Annotated in this window: 17 protein-coding genes; all 17 read right to left on the bottom strand. The window is 33.2% G+C overall.

The genetic code is table 11. The features are described from left to right. Position 1: 1 nt before the first annotated feature. The gene (gene spoVK / locus BUB32_RS03940) at positions 2 to 898 is read right to left on the bottom strand and encodes a stage V sporulation protein K (RefSeq protein WP_072967647.1); all 897 of its coding nucleotides are present in this window, start codon (positions 896 to 898) and stop codon (positions 2 to 4) included. A gap of 69 nt (positions 899 to 967) precedes the next feature. Beyond that, complete coding sequence (gene purB, locus BUB32_RS03935) at positions 968 to 2,389, bottom strand: adenylosuccinate lyase (RefSeq protein WP_072967645.1); 1,422 nt, start codon at positions 2,387 to 2,389, stop codon at positions 968 to 970. 13 nt (positions 2,390 to 2,402) lie between these two features. Continuing rightward, entirely contained in the window at positions 2,403 to 3,590 is a 1,188-nt protein-coding gene (locus BUB32_RS03930) for a pyridoxal phosphate-dependent aminotransferase (RefSeq protein WP_072967644.1), read from the bottom strand. Between the two features lie 55 nt (positions 3,591 to 3,645). Then, positions 3,646 to 4,482, bottom strand: a complete 837-nt coding sequence (locus tag BUB32_RS03925; RefSeq protein WP_072967642.1) for a PHP domain-containing protein — start codon at positions 4,480 to 4,482, stop codon at positions 3,646 to 3,648. A 69-nt stretch (positions 4,483 to 4,551) separates the two neighbouring features. Next, the gene (locus tag BUB32_RS03920; protein ID WP_042833038.1) at positions 4,552 to 4,812 is read right to left on the bottom strand and encodes a stage V sporulation protein S; all 261 of its coding nucleotides are present in this window, start codon (positions 4,810 to 4,812) and stop codon (positions 4,552 to 4,554) included. Between the two features lie 72 nt (positions 4,813 to 4,884). Beyond that, positions 4,885 to 5,667, bottom strand: coding sequence for a TIGR00282 family metallophosphoesterase (locus BUB32_RS03915; RefSeq protein WP_072967640.1), 783 nt, complete (start codon positions 5,665 to 5,667; stop codon positions 4,885 to 4,887). Positions 5,668 to 5,793: 126 nt separating this feature from the next. Continuing rightward, positions 5,794 to 7,320, bottom strand: a complete 1,527-nt coding sequence (gene rny / locus BUB32_RS03910; protein WP_072967639.1) for a ribonuclease Y — start codon at positions 7,318 to 7,320, stop codon at positions 5,794 to 5,796. 79 nt (positions 7,321 to 7,399) lie between these two features. After that, entirely contained in the window at positions 7,400 to 8,002 is a 603-nt protein-coding gene (locus BUB32_RS03905) for a regulatory protein RecX (protein WP_072967637.1), read from the bottom strand. 45 nt (positions 8,003 to 8,047) lie between these two features. Beyond that, positions 8,048 to 9,070: a recombinase RecA gene (gene recA / locus BUB32_RS03900; protein WP_072967635.1), complete on the bottom strand. Its 1,023-nt coding sequence runs from the start codon at positions 9,068 to 9,070 to the stop codon at positions 8,048 to 8,050. Positions 9,071 to 9,134: 64 nt separating this feature from the next. Then, complete coding sequence (locus BUB32_RS03895; RefSeq protein ID WP_072967633.1) at positions 9,135 to 10,376, bottom strand: competence/damage-inducible protein A; 1,242 nt, start codon at positions 10,374 to 10,376, stop codon at positions 9,135 to 9,137. A gap of 13 nt (positions 10,377 to 10,389) precedes the next feature. Continuing rightward, entirely contained in the window at positions 10,390 to 10,926 is a 537-nt protein-coding gene (gene pgsA, locus BUB32_RS03890; protein WP_072967632.1) for a CDP-diacylglycerol--glycerol-3-phosphate 3-phosphatidyltransferase, read from the bottom strand. Next, complete coding sequence (gene rimO / locus BUB32_RS03885; RefSeq protein ID WP_072967630.1) at positions 10,926 to 12,236, bottom strand: 30S ribosomal protein S12 methylthiotransferase RimO; 1,311 nt, start codon at positions 12,234 to 12,236, stop codon at positions 10,926 to 10,928. Before rimO ends, pgsA begins: the two co-directional genes overlap by 1 nt. 18 nt (positions 12,237 to 12,254) lie before the next feature. Then, positions 12,255 to 14,378 carry an FtsK/SpoIIIE family DNA translocase gene (locus tag BUB32_RS03880; RefSeq protein WP_072967628.1) on the bottom strand — a complete coding sequence of 708 codons (2,124 nt, stop codon included), beginning with the start codon at positions 14,376 to 14,378 and terminating at the stop codon, positions 12,255 to 12,257. Positions 14,379 to 14,496: 118 nt separating this feature from the next. Beyond that, positions 14,497 to 14,706 (bottom strand): YlzJ-like family protein, encoded by a 210-nt coding sequence (locus tag BUB32_RS03875; RefSeq protein ID WP_009052388.1) that lies wholly within the window; start codon positions 14,704 to 14,706, stop codon positions 14,497 to 14,499. Next, the gene (locus BUB32_RS03870) at positions 14,706 to 15,422 is read right to left on the bottom strand and encodes a ClpP family protease (protein WP_072967627.1); all 717 of its coding nucleotides are present in this window, start codon (positions 15,420 to 15,422) and stop codon (positions 14,706 to 14,708) included. Before BUB32_RS03870 ends, BUB32_RS03875 begins: the two co-directional genes overlap by 1 nt. 341 nt (positions 15,423 to 15,763) lie before the next feature. Next, positions 15,764 to 16,960 carry an aspartate kinase gene (gene dapG / locus BUB32_RS03865; RefSeq protein ID WP_072967625.1) on the bottom strand — a complete coding sequence of 399 codons (1,197 nt, stop codon included), beginning with the start codon at positions 16,958 to 16,960 and terminating at the stop codon, positions 15,764 to 15,766. Between the two features lie 87 nt (positions 16,961 to 17,047). Next, positions 17,048 to 17,299, bottom strand: coding sequence for a YlmC/YmxH family sporulation protein (locus tag BUB32_RS03860; protein WP_072967623.1), 252 nt, complete (start codon positions 17,297 to 17,299; stop codon positions 17,048 to 17,050). Positions 17,300 to 17,303: the final 4 nt, after the last annotated feature.

The raw sequence follows: 17,303 nt of genomic DNA, 5'->3' as shown, positions 1-17,303 counted from the left end.
CTCAGTCCTCTCTAATGTCTATACTGTCTATTGTTATTAAATCTTCTTTGGTTATATTTATTTTGCTTAAAACTCTTACAGCCTGTTTTCTAATTGCTCTTTCTATAATATTCCTTACAAGGCGCGCGTTTCCTATTTCTCTTGAATTGTCGTCACGAATCAATATTTTCATTAATTTTCTCTTTGCACTTTCTGTAAGCTTATATTGCCTGTTTTCTACCATGACTTCCGCAATCTGAAGAAGTTCATCTATAGTATAATCAGGAAAATCTATCTGGATTGGAAACCTGGAGCGAAGTCCGGGATTGGTATTTAAAAAATATTCCATTTCGTGTTTGTACCCTGCTAATATAAGTATAAATTTATTCCTATTATCTTCCATTTCTTTGACAAGAGTATCAATAGCTTCTTTGCCAAAGTCTTTTTCTCCACCCCTTGCCAAAGAATAAGCTTCATCTACAAACAAAATTCCTCCCAAAGCTTTTTTTACATTTTCACGGACTCTGTGAGCAGTATGTCCTATGTATTCTCCTACCAGATCAGCTCTCTCTACTTCAACTACATGGCCTTTTTCTAAAACTCCTATACTTTTTAAAAGTTTTCCTAATATCCTTGCTACAGTAGTTTTGCCTGTTCCTGGATTACCTTTAAATATCATATGTAATACTATAGGTTCAGTGGCTAATCCTTCCTTTTTACGCTTTATTTGCAGTTGTGAGAAAGCGTAAATTTCTTGTATAATTTCTTTCACTTTATTAAGGCCTATCAAAGAATTTAGCTCTTTTAAAGCTTCTTCTTGTAATTTTTTATCATCTACAGTTGTTGTAACTTCTTTAGGTTTATCTTCTAACTTTTTTTCTATTTTATATCCTTCAAAGAAAACTGGCCATATTCCCATCTACCACCACATCCCAATACCAATTTTATTGTTATTCTATGATATTGGGATGTGGAAAGTGAACAAATTTTACACTTCTACTTTTGCTTCTACATCTTCTTTAAAATCTGCTAAAATAGGGTTTACAATTTCCTTAATGTATTCTTCAGTCTGGCTTACAGCTCTTCCGGTAAATTTTATAGGGTCAACTAATTCTTTAATTTCTTCTTGGGAAAGTTTAAATCTTTGGTCATTTTGTATATAATCTAGCAACCTATTTTCTTCTCCATTTTTAACTTCTTCTGCCGCTTTTAAGGAGTATACTCTTATAGCTTCATGTAACTCTTGTCTGTCCCCACCTTTAAGCACAGCTTCCATTAAAATCTTTTCTGTAGCCATAAAAGGCAATTCCTTCATCACATTTTTTTCAATTACTTTTTTGTTTACTTTTAAACCAGACGCAATGTTTATATAAAGATTTAATATAGCATCTGTGGCAAGGAACATTTCGGGTATTACAATTCGTCTGTTAGCTGAATCATCTAAAGTTCTTTCAAACCATTGAGCAGAAGAAGTAATAGATGCATTTAAAAGTGTGACAATAACATACCTACTTAAAGCTGCCATTCTCTCGCTTCTCATAGGATTTCTTTTATAAGCCATTGCAGAGGAACCTATTTGTTTTTCTTCAAAGGGCTCTTCAATTTCTCTCAAATGTTGTAAAAGCCTTAGATCATTGCTGAATTTGTGAGCACTTTGAGCAATACCGCTCAATACAGACAAGAGCATAAAGTCATATTTTCTCGTATAAGTTTGCCCTGTCACGGGGAAGGACTTTTTATATCCCATTTTTTCTACTACTAATCTGTCTAGCTCTTTTACTTTTTCTTCATCACCACCAAAAAGTTCCATAAAACTTGCTTGTGTACCAGTGGTTCCTTTTACTCCTCTTAACATTATGTTTTCTCTTCTATATCTTAAATCTTGTAAATCGAGAATTAAATCTTGTATCCAAAGGCATGCTCTTTTACCAACCGTAGTAAGTTGAGCTGGTTGAAAGTGAGTATAACCTAAAGTAGGTAAATCTTTATATTTTAAAGCAAATTCGGATAGAATTTTTATTACTTTAAGAAGCTTCTTTTCAATTAGCTTAAAAGCCTTATCCATCAAAATAATGTCTGTATTGTCATCTACAAAAGCAGAGGTGGCTCCTAAATGAATTATAGGTTTTGCTTTAGGGCACAAAAGACCATAGGCATGTATGTGAGCCATAACATCATGTCGAAATTCTCTTTCGAATTTTTCCGCATCTTCATAGTTTATGTTGTCTATATTTTCTTCCATTTCTTTAATCTGTTCATCTGTAATATTAAGCCCTAATTCTTTTTGGCTTTTTGCCAAGGCTACCCATAATCTTCGCCAAGTTTTAAATTTTTCGTCGTCAGAGAAGATTTGGGCCATTTCTTTGCTAGCATATCTTGTTATTAACGGATTCTGATAAGTATTTCGCATATTTACCTCCTCATTATGCTTTATTTAAAAATTCTTCGATTCTATTTAAGCCTTTTTCAATATTTTCAATGGAAGTAGCATAAGAAATCCTAATGTAATTGTCCATTCCAAAGGGCAAAGCAGGAACAACTGCTACATTTGCTCTTTCAATTAAGGCATTTGCAAAATCTATGGAACCTCTAATAATTTTTCCTTTTAACTCTTTCCCAATGTATTCGTCTATATTTACCATTACGTAAAAAGCCCCTTGAGGTTTATTTGATTTCAATCCCTTTATTTTATTTATCCTTTCTACCATATAAATTCTTCGTTTATTGAATTCTTCTACCATTCTTTTAATAACAGTTTCATCACCTGATAAAGCAGCTACACTGGCATATTGAGCAATTGAATTGGGATTTGAGGTAGTATGACTTTGAATGTTTGACATCACCTTTGCAACTTCTAAAGAAGAAGCGGTATAACCTATTCTCCATCCCGTCATGGCATAAGCTTTAGACATACCGTTTACCAAAATTGTCAGTTCTTTGATTTTTTCATTTAAAGAGGCGATACTGATGTGACTGCCTTCGTAAATTAATTTTTCGTATATTTCATCTGAAATGACAAAAATATTTGCTTCTTCAATAATTTCTACAAGTTCTTTTAACTCTTCTTTAGTATACACTGAGCCAGTTGGATTGTTGGGTGTATTTAAAATTAAAGCTTTTGTCTTAGAGGTAATAGCATTTTTTAATTCTTCGGCTGTAATTTTAAAGTCATTTTCTGCTTTTGTTTTTACAAAGACAGGCTTTCCGTAAGCCAGCCTTACCATCTCAGGATAGCTTAACCAATAAGGTACAGGAATTATAACTTCGTCACCAGGATTTAAAATTGCACAAAGAGCGTTATATATAGAGTGTTTAGCGCCGTTTGATATGACAATTTGGTCTAGTTGGTATTTAAGGCCGTTATCTTTTAAAAGCTTGTCGCATACTGCTTTTTTTAATTCAGAAATGCCCGAAGAAGGGGTGTATTTGGTGTAGCCTTTTTTTATAGCGTCAATTGCAGCTTCTTTTATGTAATCAGGTGTATCAAAATCTGGCTCTCCTACTCCAAAGTCTATAACGTCTACGCCTTGAGCTTTTAGCTGTTTTGCCTTTGCCGTTATTTCTAATGTCATAGAAGGGGTAATTTGTAAGGCATTTTGGGATAAATCCAATTTTTACACCTCCAGAGGATTTCGTTATATGAATCACAATATTATTTTAACTTAATTATTTTGATATTTCTACAAAATTTTTAGCTTTACTTTTCAATATTTTTACATATTCATAGTCTAACTTTATGGTTCCTAAAAGGTCTCTGCCATCTACTTCTATACCGTGAAAATCTGAGCCTCCAGTTACGATTAACTTGTATTTTTTAGCTTTATTTAAATACTTTTTTACATCTTCAATAGTATGTTTTGAATGGTAAATTTCTATTCCGATTAAACCTTTTAGAGCTAATTCCTCAATAATACTGTCATCTTGAAGTAACCCGGGATGAGCTAAAACAGGAACACCTCCATTTTCTAAAATAAGGTTTATTGCTTCAAAAGGAGTGATTCTGTATCTTTCTACATAAGCAGGAGCACCCACTCCTATGTATTTTTCAAAGGCTTCTTTTACACTTTCTACATAATCCTTTTTTACCATGGCTCTTGCTATATGAGGTCTTCCTATGAATTTTTCACTTGTGAATTCCAATACGTCTTCTATAGAAATACTAATCCCTAATTCATTTAATTTTTTTAAAATTGCTTTGGCTCTATCATTTCTCAACTTTTTCATTTCCTCCAGCTTTTCAAAAAAATTTTTATCTTTGTAATTTATAAAATAACCCAAAATATGAACTTCTTGATTTTGATAATAGCAATTAAACTCAATTCCAGGAATAACTTCGATCTCATATTTAGAAGAAGCTTCCATGGCTTCTTCAAGCCCATCAACTGTATCATGATCTGTCAAAGAAATACAACTAAGTCCATGTTCTTTTGCCAATCGAACTACTTCAGAAGGTGAATTAGTTCCATCAGAAGCTTTTGAATGCATGTGAAGGTCTGCAAACATTATATCCCAACCTTTCTTCTAAATTTTACTTTTATAATTTAAAATAACCTGCAAAATGCAGGTTATTTTTTATCGTGGTTCTACAATTAACTTTATTGCTGTCCTTTCTTCACCGTCTATTTCAATGTCTGTAAAAGCAGGAATGCAAATTAAGTCAATTCCGCTGGGAGCTACAAACCCTCTTGCAATTGCAATAGCTTTTACAGCTTGATTTATTGCACCTGCACCTATCGCTTGTACTTCTGCACCTCCACGCTCCCTTAACACCCCTGCCAACGCTCCTGCTACAGCATTTGGATTAGATTTTGCTGAAACTTTTAACACTTCCATTGTTTTTCCCCCTTAAAGACAAATGATTTTCTCCTTGTTAATATTCTACATTTGTTTTAAAAATCCTCCTTTTTATGCATAAATTTTATTAATGCGTTCTATGCTATAGCATTTTCCTGTTACTTCATTAACAGAAATTACAATGGCATTTATTTGGGCAGGACCCTTTTTTGCGACTTCAAAGCGTACAGGTACAGAAGATGTAAATCTTTTAATTATTAATTCTTTATCTATTCCCAATATAGAATCACTAGGACCTGTCATACCCACATCAGTTATATAAGCTGTCCCATTTTGTAATACTTTCTCATCCGCCGTTTGTACGTGAGTATGAGTGCCAAACACACAACTTACTTTTCCATCTAAAAAATATCCCATTGCTATTTTTTCAGAAGTAGCTTCTGCGTGAAAATCTACAAGGATTATATTCGTCTCTTTTTTTAGTTTTTCTACTTCTTCTAAAGCTACAAAAAAAGGATTTCTATTGCAAGGCATAAAAGTAGTCCCCTGTAAATTTATAATACCGATTTTCGTGTTTTTAAAACTAAGTACTATAGAACCTCTGCCAGGTGTTTCCTCTAAATAATTGGCAGGTCTTATAATTCGCACTTCTTCATCAATAAATTTTAATATTTCTTTTTGATCCCACACGTGATTTCCCATTGTTAATGCAGAAATTCCCATTTCAAAAAGTTCATCAGCAACTTTGCGAGTCAATCCATTGCCTCCAGCAGCATTTTCTCCATTAGCTAAAACTATGTCAATATTACATTCTGATATTAATTCTTGCAAATGCTCTTTTAATATGTCTCTACCTGGTCTTCCAACTATATCACCAATGATAAGTATCTTCATTCTTAACCTCCAAAAATAATTTTCTTAAACTTATTATTACACAAACCTATGTATTAAAACAATAGCTAATGAAAATTTATGATGAAACTTTTAAAGCGTGCTCATCGCACGCTTTTTTTCAATCCTTTATTTTGCATAATCTACAGCTACTGTCTCTCTTATGACAGTCACTTTGATTTGACCTGGATATTCAACTTCTTCTTCAATTTTTTTGCTTATGTTTCGCGCTAAAATGACAATATCATCATCATTGACAATTTCAGGTTTTACCATTATTCTGATTTCTCTTCCTGCTTGTATAGCATAAGACTTTTCTACACCTTCAAAAGAATTAGCAATTTGTTCTAACTTATCTAAACGCTTAATATAGGCCTCTAATGCTTCTCGTCTTGCACCTGGCCTTGCAGCAGAAATAGCATCTGCTGCTTGGACTAATACTGCTTCAACAGTCTGAGGCTCTACATCATTATGATGAGCCATTATAGCATGAATAACAACATCAGATTCATGATATCTTTTAGCCAGTTCTGCACCTATCATGACATGAGGGCCTTCCACCTCATGGTCTACGGCCTTACCTATATCGTGTAAAAGTCCTGCTCTTTTAGCAACTATGGCATCTGCACCCAATTCATAAGCCATAAGTCCTGCCAAATGAGCTACTTCGATTGAGTGTTTCAACACATTTTGACCGTAACTAGTTCTAAACTTAAGTCTTCCTAATAACTTAATTAGCTCGGGATGTAAACCGTGAATTCCTACTTCAAAAGCCGCTTCTTCTCCTGCTTTGATTATCATGTTGTCTACTTCTTTTTTAGCCTTTTCTACCATTTCCTCTATTCTTGCAGGATGTATTCGCCCATCTTCGATTAATTTTTCCAACGCAATCCGCGCAACTTCTCTTCGTATAGGGTCAAAGCCTGAAATAACAACAGCCTCAGGAGTATCATCTATTATAAGGTCAATTCCTGTCAATGTCTCTATTGTCCTTATATTTCTACCTTCCCTACCTATTATGCGACCTTTCATTTCATCATTAGGAAGGGTAACAACAGACACAGTTGTTTCTGCAGCATGGTCAGCCGCACAACGTTGAATGGCATTGCTAATTATTTCCCTTGCTTTCATTTCTGCTTCTTCTTTGGCTTTGTTTTCCATTTCTTTAATCATTACAGCCATTTCATGTTGTATATCTTTTTGAACACTTTCTAATAAAATGGCTTTTGCTTCTTCACGGCTTAGTCCCGAAATTCTTTCTAATTCTTCTATCTCTTTTTGATGAAGTAAATAAATCTGTTCTTCCAATTGTTGAATTTCTTTTTGTTTTTCTTCTAGAAGATTTTCTTTTTGTTCTAAAGTTTCAGCTCTTTTATCCAGGGTTTCTTCTTTTTGAAGGAGTCTTTTTTCTAAACGCTGTAATTCACCTCTGCGATCTCTTATTTCTTTTTCTAAATCGGTTCGCATGCGGTGAATTTCTTCTTTAGCTTCTAATAAGAGCTCTCTTTTTTTATTTTCAGCGTCTCTTTTTGCACTTTCTAATATGGTCCGCGCTAAATCTTCTGCGCTTTTTATTTTGGATTCTGCAATAATTTTTCTTGACAAATAACCAATTAGAAAGCCGACTACTATTGCAATAAGTGCTGTGATTATCAATTGAACATAGCTAATACTCTTACACCTCCTTAGTAATTATTCATATTTTATTTTAGACCCTTTTCAAAATTATGTCAAGTTATAAATCCTTTTCTTTCAAGGCATCGCTAATGTTCTCAACTTGAAAACCATTGTTGTAAAGATAGTTTTTTAACTTTTTAGTTTCTTCTTGGGATTTTAATTTTTTTTCAATTATTTTTTTTATTATTTCAACCTCTTTTTCTTCAGGATAAAAATTGTTTAAACTTTCTTGGATCAATTCTTTGCTAATTCCTTTTTTTACAAGTTCGTAATAAATTTTCCGCCTGCTATACAATTGGTTTATTTTTTGTTCTATAAATAATTTGGTATAAACTTCGTCATTAATATAGTTATAGTTTTTCAGCTTTTCAATAACACTTTTTATAATATTCTCCTCAAAACCTTTCATTTCAAGCTTTTGAGAAAGTTCTTTTTCTGTTAACATTTTTCTTGATAAGAGTTTAAATGCGTAGTCACTCGCTTGTCTTGTTGCGATATAGTTTACATAATAATTATACTGTTCTTTATCTATTTCTCTTCCTTCCTCTATGCCTAAATGGCTTAAATCTTCTAAATTGCAACTGAAGGCATATTCTTCGTCTATGTAAACATTATATTGCGTTTTATTTTTTTTCTGCTTTTCTATAGTAGTGATTATCATGTTTAATTTCTCCTTTTGTAATAAAATAACCCCAGAAATAAGGGGTCATTCTACTGGATCAGGAGAGGATTTTATTTTATTATAAGCTAGATTGAAATTTTCTCTAATTTTTCTTTCAATTTCATCAGCAATTTCTTTGTTTTCCTTTAAAAATTGCTTTGCGTTTTCTCTTCCTTGTCCTAATCGTATATCTCCATAGGAATACCAAGCACCACTTTTTTCAATTATGTCTATACTTGCGCCAATATCCAAAATGCTTCCTTCTCTTGAAATACCTTCTCCATACATTATATCGAATTCTGCTTGTTTAAAAGGTGGAGCAATTTTATTTTTTACAACTTTGACACGGGTTCTACTTCCGATTATTTCATTCCCTTGTTTTATTGCATCTATTTTTCTCACATCTAGTCTTATTGTGGCATAAAATTTCAGTGCTCTTCCTCCAGGAGTTGTTTCAGGATTTCCAAACATAACACCTACTTTTTCTCTAAGCTGGTTTATAAAGACCACAATAGTTTTAGACTTACTAGTAACCCCTGCTAATTTTCTCAAAGCTTGAGACATCAGTCTCGCTTGAAGCCCTACATGGCTATCTCCCATTTCACCATCAATCTCCGCTTTAGGTACTAAAGCAGCAACAGAGTCTATCACAATTATATCAACAGCACCACTTCTAACAAGGGCTTCTGCAATTTCTAAGGCTTGTTCGCCCGTATCAGGCTGCGCCACCAATAAGTCCTCAATATTGACCCCAAGGTTTTTTGCATATACAGGATCCAGAGCATGTTCTGCATCTATAAAAGCACCCGTTCCTCCCATTTTTTGTGCTTCTGCTATCATATGTAGCGCTAAGGTGGTTTTTCCTGAAGACTCAGGGCCAAAAATTTCTATTATTCTTCCCCTTGGAACTCCTCCGACACCTAAAGCAATGTCTAATTCAAGAGAACCTGTAGGTATTACTTCTACATTCAATTTTGCAGTATCTCCCAATCTCATGATAGAGCCCTTGCCAAACTGCCTCTCTATCTGACTTATAGCCATTTCTAAAGCCTTTTGTTTTTCTATCATTTATTATTTACCTCCCAAGGATACAAGGTATTGTATTAAATTAATTATATATTAATGGACATAACTAGTCAATTTTTATTCCCAGAAGATATCTTCTTACAATGTCTAAAGCATGTAGTACTGTCCTTGTCCTTATTTTACTTCTATCACCACTTAACATTAGTTTTTTTACATAGACTTTTTCATTGGTAGCAAAACCCACATACACTAATCCTACGGGCTTTTCAGGCGTTCCACCTGTAGGTCCTGCAATTCCAGTAGTAGACAAACCAAAATCAGCATTGGCCAATTTTCTTATATTTTCTGCCATTTCTTTTGCTGTCTCATGGCTTACTGCTCCATAAGACTCTAAAGTAGATTTTCTAACCCCTAAAATTTTTTCTTTGGCTTCATTACTGTAAGAAACAACACCTAAATTAAAGACTTTTGAAGCCCCTGATACATCTGTTATCTTTTTTGCCAATAAACCACCTGTACAAGATTCAGAGACAGCAAGAGTTAATTTGTTTTTCTGTAGTAATTTTATCACGACTTCTTCCATTTCTTCCTCATCTACAGCGTATATATAGTCACCTATGATACCCCTAATCCTTGATTCCATATCCTCAATCATTTCTAAAATTTCTTTGTCATCATGTCCTTTTGCAGTTATTCTCAAAGTTACGTATCCATCACCTACTAAAGGAGCAACAGTAGGATTAGAATTAAATAAAAGAGGTTTTACCATTTCCTCTACTTTTGATTCACCTAGGCCAAATATTTTGATTACGCGTGATTTTATAGTTTCATTAGTTTTGCTTTTAAGATAAGAATATACAGATTCCTCAAACATCGGAATTAGCTCAGAAGGTGGACCAGGCAAAATTATGATGGTTTTGTTATTTTTTTCTATTATACAGCCAGGAGCTGTTCCATTTTTATTTGGTATAATCTTTGCGCCTTCTGGGAAAAAAGCTTGTTTGAAATTGTTCATAGTAGGTGTTTGTCCTATTTTTTCAAAAAATCTTATTATCTCTTCTTTTGCTTCTATGTTTTCTACAAGAGGAAGACCTAAAAAAGAAGCCACTGTCTCTTTTGTAATGTCATCAACAGTAGGACCTAATCCACCTGTTGTTATTATAAGGTCAGAGCGGTTAAAAGCGATATTTAAACATTCTTTTAATCTTTCTTCGTTATCTCCAACGTTAGTATGGAAATATATATCTATACCTAAAAGAGCCAATTTTTCAGATAAATATTTAGCGTTAGTATTTAAAATTTGTCCTAATAAAAGCTCTGTGCCAACAGAAATAATTTCTCCTCTCAATTAAAACACCTCTTTAATCTTTGAATAAATTTTTAGATTTTATGATATAATCTACACCCGAATAAATTGTCAAAATTAAAGCTATATACACCATTATAGTGTCAAAAGGAAAATTTATAAGGCTAAAAGGGTAATTATTAAGCATCAGTGCAATTACTGCTATCATTTGAAAAGTAGTTTTGTATTTACCGTAATTGCTGGCAGCAATGACAATTCCCTTATCAGCAGCAACTGTCCTAATACCTGTTATTAAAAATTCCCTTGCTAATATAACTACTACAATCCAACTTTGAATGCGTCCCATTTGCACTAAGGCTATTAGAGCAGAAGAAACCATTATTTTGTCTACCAGTGGGTCCATAAATTTCCCAAAATTAGTTATTTGATTAAACTTTCTTGCCACATATCCATCAAATTTGTCGGTCAATGCTGCAAGTGAAAATATTCCTGCAGCTATAAAATCGTTGTAGGGACCTCTGACAAACATAAAAAACATAAAAATAGGTATTAAAAAAAGTCTTAACATTGTAAGTTTGTTTGCTAAATTCATTAATATTCCCCCACCAAATCGTACTCATAGGCATCTGTTATAGTTGCTACCACAAAATCTCCAGCTTTGAGTTTTTTGTTGCTTTTTACATAAACAACACCATCAATCTCAGGGGCATCCATATAACTTCTGCCATAATATATTCCATCTTCAAAACCTTCAATTAGTACCTCTAACTGCTTCCCCACTTTTGAAAGATTATGCTGGTAAGAAATTTCTTTTTGTATCTCCATCAGCTCTTGTTGTCTTTCAATTTTGACACTCTTTTTTATTTGAGGCTTCATATAATACGATTTAGTTCCCTCTTCTCGAGAATATGTGAAAACTCCTACTCTCTCAAATCTTTTTTCTTTTATGAACTGTTTTAAATCCTCAAATTCTTCTTCCGTCTCTCCAGGAAAACCTACCATAAAAGTAGTACGTATTACCATGTTTGGAATGCTACGCAACCTACTTATAACCTTTTCTATTTTTTGTCTATTAGTATTTCTATTCATTCTTTTTAGGACTTCATCATGAGAATGTTGTAAGGGAATATCAATATATTTTACTATTTTTTCATTGTTTTTTATCTCTTCAACAAGTTCTTCTGTTACGCTATCAGGATATGCATAAAGTAACCTAATCCACTTTAAACCATCAATCTTAGAGATTCCTTTTAAAAGTTGGGGCAGCATAAATTTTTTATAAACGTCTATTCCATATTTTGTAGTGTCTTGAGCAATGAGTATAAGTTCTTTTGCACCTTTTTTGACGAGTTCCTCGGCTTCTCTAAGTATGTCCTCCATTTTGCGACTTCTGTATCTTCCCCTAATCTTTGGAATTATGCAAAAAGAGCAAGCATTACTGCAACCTTCTGCGATTTTTAAATAAGCGTAATAATTTGGCGTAGTTAAAATGCGCTGTATTCCTTCATCATTTAGTAAATTAGCGTGTCCATATTCTAAAACAGTTTTTCCTTTTTCTATTTCTTCTATTACTTCTGCAATTTTGGGGAAATCTCCAGTGCCAATTACTGCATCTAATTCGGGAAGTTCTTTTAATAATTCTTTATTATATCTTTCAGACAAGCAACCAGTTGCAATAAGGTATTTTAGCCTGCGGTTTTTGAGTTTTCCCATCTCAATGATGTACTCTATCGACTCTCTTTTTGCATCCTCTATAAAGCCACAAGTATTTATAATGAGTATGTCAGCTTTATGTTCATCATTTACTATGTTATAACCTTTTTCTTTTAAAATTGCTAACATTTTTTCTGAATCAATTGTGTTTTTGGGACATCCAAGGGATATAATTCCTACATTTTTCATCTGCATTTCCTTTCTATTTTAAGATTCTTCTAATATTTTTTTTATTTCCTCTTTTGATACAAGAATTTGCCTTGGCTTAGAACCATCATAACCACTTATAATACCTTTTTGCTCTAATTGATCTATAATTCGAGCAGCTCTTGCATACCCAATCCTTAATCTTCTTTGTAACATTGAAATAGAAGCCTGCCCTGTTTCTAAAATTACAGAAATAGCATCTTCTAATAATTCATCCTCTTGTTGCTCAAAAATTTTTCCATTTGTCTTTTCCTCAATTTCTATTTCTTCGTACTGAGGCTTAGAATGATTTTTTAAAAAAGTTACTACAGCTTCTACTTCTTCTTCAGAGATAAAAGCCCCTTGAATTCGCATAGGTTTTGCTGCTCCTATAGGGTTAAAAAGCATATCGCCTTTTCCTAAAAGTTTTTCTGCACCTGCCATATCCAAGATTGTTCTTGAGTCAATTTGAGAAGATACAGCAAAAGAAATCCTTGAAGGAATATTAGCTTTAATAACTCCCGTTATTACATCAACAGAGGGTCTTTGGGTAGCAATGACCAAATGAATGCCAGCCGCTCTTGCCATTTGAGCTAACCTAAATATATATTCTTCTACTTCTGCAGGAGAGACCATCATTAAGTCAGAAAGCTCATCAATTATGATTACAATTTTGTATAAGTTGTTTTCTTTGTATTTTTCGTTATAGCTGTCTATATCTCTAACTCCATATTGGGCAAATAAGTTGTAACGTCTGGTCATTTCTTGTACTGCCCAATTTAAGACACCGGCTGCCTTTTTAGGGTCTGTGACAACAGGAGTTAAGAGATGAGGAATGCCGTTGTAAATATTAAGTTCTACTACTTTTGGATCTATCAATATCATTTTCACCTGTTGTGGAGGGGCTTTGTATAACAAACTGACTATAAGAGAATTTATGCAAACACTTTTACCAGAACCTGTCGCACCTGCAATGAGCAAATGAGGCATTTTAGATAAATCTGCTATGACAATATTACCAGCGATATCCTTTCCTAACCCAATTGCTAAGCCTGATTTAAAATTTCTAAACTTTTTGCTATCTATTACTTCTCTCAAATATACTGGAGCTATTTTATCATTTGGGACTTCTATTCCAATAGCAGATTTACCAGGAATCGGCGCTTCTATTCTCACAGAAGGTGCAGCTAGACTTAAAGCAATGTCATCCGTTAGGCTTACGATTCTGCTAACTTTGACTCCTGCACTAGGTTGCAATTCAAAACGAGTAATTGCAGGACCTTTTGTCACTTGGATAACTTTTGCATCAACTCCGAAGTTTTTAAGGGTGTCTTCTATTTTTTTTACTTTCTCCATTAACACTTCATTTTTTATTTTTGGTGAGGGAATTGCCTCTTTTAAAAGAGTTATAGGAGGAGGAAGATACTCGCTTTCTATAACCTCTTCTTTATCTTTTGTACCTTTTTCATAGATTTTTCTTTCTTCTTCTACTTGTTCAATTATATCAATTGTTCTATTTTTTTCTATTATATTTTCTTCTAAAGGTGTGAAGTCTTCTTGAAAAGTAGAAGTAGCAATTACTTCCTTCTCATGGTCTGTTTTTTTTATCTTTTTTTTACGTTGCTTAAACTTCTGATAGGAAGATTCCATCAGGTTTACGATAGATACATTTGTAATAAGCACTATAAAAATTGCCAAAAAAGAAAATAATAATATGTAGCTTCCTGTGATACCTAAAAGTTTTACTAAAAAATATACCAGTAAAGCAGCAACAACTCCTCCACCCATATTGTCTATACCATGAGTGTAAGCGGCTAAAATATAATTTTTTAATCCCTCATTAGAAGGAAAATAATACAAATGATCTAAACTTATGAGGGTTAGAAAAAGTCCAAAAAGTGCTGCAGCTTTATGTAATTTTATAAAATCTCGATTATTAAAGAGAAACATCAATGCAAATACTAAAAGTAAAGCAGATACAACATAAGAACCTATCCCAAAAGAACCTTTTAAAAAAATTCTTATGTTTTTACCTATAGCACCAGTTGTATCTGTATAAAGACTTAAAAAAGAAATAAGTGTAAAAGCCAAAAATATAATTCCAATGACTTCGTTTTTGAGAGAATTTTGTTTTTTATCAATCATATATACCACCTGTTTATAATTTCTTCTATAAAAATTTTAGTATTAATTATGTAAAATAGCAACAAAAAAATAGATGTGCTAATTTTTTAAACACATCTATTATAACACAAAAATTTTTCTAATAAATACTTATCATGCTTCCTGGAGAATATTTTGCGTCTAGATAATCAAAAGGATTAGTAGAATACATTCTTTGAATTATATAATTTCCATTTGAGAGTTTTTCTACTACTAACTGCTTGTTTCCCATCTTCAATTCTATGTAATTGGTGGGTATATCTTCTCTTTTTTCAAAAATTAATTCATATGGAATTATTGTATATAGCATTATTCTTCACCTTTCTTTTTTTCTCTTTCTTCTATCATATTGTGTAACCTCTTTAAAGCTTCTTTGATACCCCCTATTTCGTCAATCAAACCGTAATCTACTGCTTCTTTTCCAACTAAAATTGTTCCTATATCGTTGGCTAATTCTCCAGTTTTAAGCATAAGCCCCATAAAAGTTTCTCTTTTTATTTTTGAATTTCGCACAATAAATTCTACTATTCTATCTTGCATTTTGTTGAAATAATCAAAAGTTTGGGGAACTCCTACTATTAATCCTGTCATTCTGATAGGGTGTATTGTCATAGTAGCACTTGGCACTATGTAAGAATAATTTGCTGAAACTGCTAAAGGAACCCCTATACTGTGACCTCCACCTAATACTATAGATACAGTAGGCTTAGAAAGGCTTGCTATCATTTCTGCAATAGCAAGACCTGCTTCCACATCTCCTCCTACAGTATTTAATAAAATCAAAACTCCTTTTATATTAGGGTTTTCTTCTATTGCTACCAATTGTGGTATTATGTGTTCATACTTTGTGGTTTTATTTTGTGGAGGCAATATCATGTGTCCTTCAATTTGCCCTATTATAGTAAGACAATGAATATTGCTTTCAAAATTAGGTACGTTTGTCTGTCCTAAATTTTTTAAATTCTCCTGAACAGGTGGTAAAATCTGAGGTTGTTCTGTTTCTTCATTTTTTAAAAAATTGTTCATCTTTATCACGCTCCTAATAATTAGTATAAAAAAAAAGCGCAATAGTATGCGCTTCAGACTGTAGACAAACTATAGAAAAAGGATATTTTGCAATCGGTGCGACTTGTGACAAAGCGGCAACAAAACTTAGTAAGACCGAGGGTGGAGGCAGGGCCGTAGCCACGGATGGCGGAGGCGGGCACTAAGACAAGGATGTCGAATGTGCCCGGTACCCTGCCGGAGCCCGAAGGTCGAGCTTTAGTTTTGTCGCTTTGGAACATCGGAGTGACGATGCAAAATATCCTTTTTTAAAATTTTTGACTTCGTCAACAAGCTGAAGCGCAATAGTATACGCTTCCTTTTTAAAGATTAAATTCGTCATGCAAAACTCTAACTGCTTCTTCAGCTTTATCTTGACTTACAAGGCAAGAAATAGTATTATGAGAGTCAGCTGTTTGATAAATTTCTATATTATGGCTTGATAATGCCTTTATTACTCTTGCCATTACTCCTGGAACGCCTCTTATTCTATTACCAATTATAGAGACTTTTGAGCAATTAGTTCTGTAGGAATATTTTATATTGTTTTCTTCAAGAAGTCTTTGTAACTTTTTAAAATCCATCTCCGATATTGTAAAAACTTGTTTTTCAGGAAAAATATTGATAAGGTCAATGCTTATTTTTTCTTCTGCAATTTTTTCGAATATACTTTCTGTATTTTCGCTGTTCTCTAGCACGATTTGAACTCTATGGTCCATATTGGCAACTCCAGTGACTAATTTATCTATATCGTAAATATTATCGTAAGCCTCATTATATTGAGTTATAATAGTACCTGGACTGTCTGACATGGTATTTTTTATAACAAGGGGTATATTACCTCTCATTGCTATTTCTACCGCTCTAGGATGTACTACCTTTGCTCCTTGTTCTGCAAATTGGAACACCTCATTATAACTTATTTTTTTCAAAATATGAGCTTTTGAAACGATGCGAGGATCTGCTGTCATTATTCCATCTACATCTGTATATATTTCTACGGCAGAAGCTTTTAGAGCTTCACCTAAAAGAGCAGCAGTTGTATCACTGCCTCCTCGTCCTAACGTAGTTAAATCTCCTTCTTCTGTGATACCTTGAAAACCTGCTACTACAGGAATAATTCCCTCTTTTAAACTTTCTAAAAGCCTTGTTGGTTCTACTTTTATAATTTCCGCATTGCCAAAATTATCATCTGTTATAATGCCTGCTTGTCCTCCGGTAAATACTTTTGCTTTATAACCCTTCTTTGATAGGGTTGCAGCAAAAGTCACACTGGAGATTATTTCACCACAATTCATCAATAAATCTAATTCTCGTTTTGAAATATTGCTATCTATTGATTTAACCATGTTTATTAGAGTGTCTGTGGCATAAGGGTCTCCATCTCTTCCCATTGCAGAAACTACTACTACAACGCTAAAACCGTTTTTAACTGCCTCAATTACTTTTGATGTAGCCATTTCTCTTCTCTCAGGTGTTGATACAGAAGTTCCACCAAATTTTTGTACCAATATTTTCACGTTCTCATCCTTTCCTTTTGAAGGTATCTAAGTTGAGACATTTTATATTATTATACTTCATTAAAGTGATAAAGAAAAGTAATATTTTTAATAAAACCGTCTTTTCTTTTCTTCGAATTCCACAATAATCATATCGTCACCAATTTTTCTTATAGAGTCCCAACTTATTTCAATATAGTTTGTCTTTCCTCTAAATAAACCTTTTGATTCATATACTATTATTGAATGAATCCTTCCTGTTTCTTCATCAATAACTAAATCTGAATCTTCTACTAATCCCCATCTTCTCCCATCTGTTAAATTTACAATTTCTTTACTTCCAAATTCGCTTAACCGCATAGAA

The sequence above is a fragment of the Thermoanaerobacter uzonensis DSM 18761 genome, assembly GCF_900129115.1.
GTDB lineage: Bacteria > Bacillota > Thermoanaerobacteria > Thermoanaerobacterales > Thermoanaerobacteraceae > Thermoanaerobacter > Thermoanaerobacter uzonensis.
The sequence above is the reverse complement of the archived record's forward strand: the minus strand, read 5'-3'. Positions and strand labels throughout refer to the sequence as shown.

What these genes read in the sequence shown, in the direction of transcription:
- spoVK (WP_072967647.1), bottom strand. Translation starts at nt 898, where the DNA reads ATGGGAATATGGCCAGTTTTCTTTGAAGGATATAAAATAGAAAAAAAG.
- purB (WP_072967645.1), bottom strand. Translation starts at nt 2,389, where the DNA reads ATGCGAAATACTTATCAGAATCCGTTAATAACAAGATATGCTAGCAAA.
- BUB32_RS03925 (WP_072967642.1), bottom strand. Translation starts at nt 4,482, where the DNA reads ATGTTTGCAGACCTTCACATGCATTCAAAAGCTTCTGATGGAACTAAT.
- BUB32_RS03920 (WP_042833038.1), bottom strand. Translation starts at nt 4,812, where the DNA reads ATGGAAGTGTTAAAAGTTTCAGCAAAATCTAATCCAAATGCTGTAGCA.
- BUB32_RS03915 (WP_072967640.1), bottom strand. Translation starts at nt 5,667, where the DNA reads ATGAAGATACTTATCATTGGTGATATAGTTGGAAGACCAGGTAGAGAC.
- BUB32_RS03905 (WP_072967637.1), bottom strand. Translation starts at nt 8,002, where the DNA reads ATGATAATCACTACTATAGAAAAGCAGAAAAAAAATAAAACGCAATAT.
- recA (WP_072967635.1), bottom strand. Translation starts at nt 9,070, where the DNA reads ATGATAGAAAAACAAAAGGCTTTAGAAATGGCTATAAGTCAGATAGAG.
- pgsA (WP_072967632.1), bottom strand. Translation starts at nt 10,926, where the DNA reads ATGAATTTAGCAAACAAACTTACAATGTTAAGACTTTTTTTAATACCT.
- rimO (WP_072967630.1), bottom strand. Translation starts at nt 12,236, where the DNA reads ATGAAAAATGTAGGAATTATATCCCTTGGATGTCCCAAAAACACAATT.
- BUB32_RS03880 (WP_072967628.1), bottom strand. Translation starts at nt 14,378, where the DNA reads ATGATTGATAAAAAACAAAATTCTCTCAAAAACGAAGTCATTGGAATT.
- BUB32_RS03875 (WP_009052388.1), bottom strand. Translation starts at nt 14,706, where the DNA reads ATGCTATATACAATAATTCCATATGAATTAATTTTTGAAAAAAGAGAA.
- BUB32_RS03870 (WP_072967627.1), bottom strand. Translation starts at nt 15,422, where the DNA reads ATGAACAATTTTTTAAAAAATGAAGAAACAGAACAACCTCAGATTTTA.
- BUB32_RS03860 (WP_072967623.1), bottom strand. Translation starts at nt 17,299, where the DNA reads ATGCGGTTAAGCGAATTTGGAAGTAAAGAAATTGTAAATTTAACAGAT.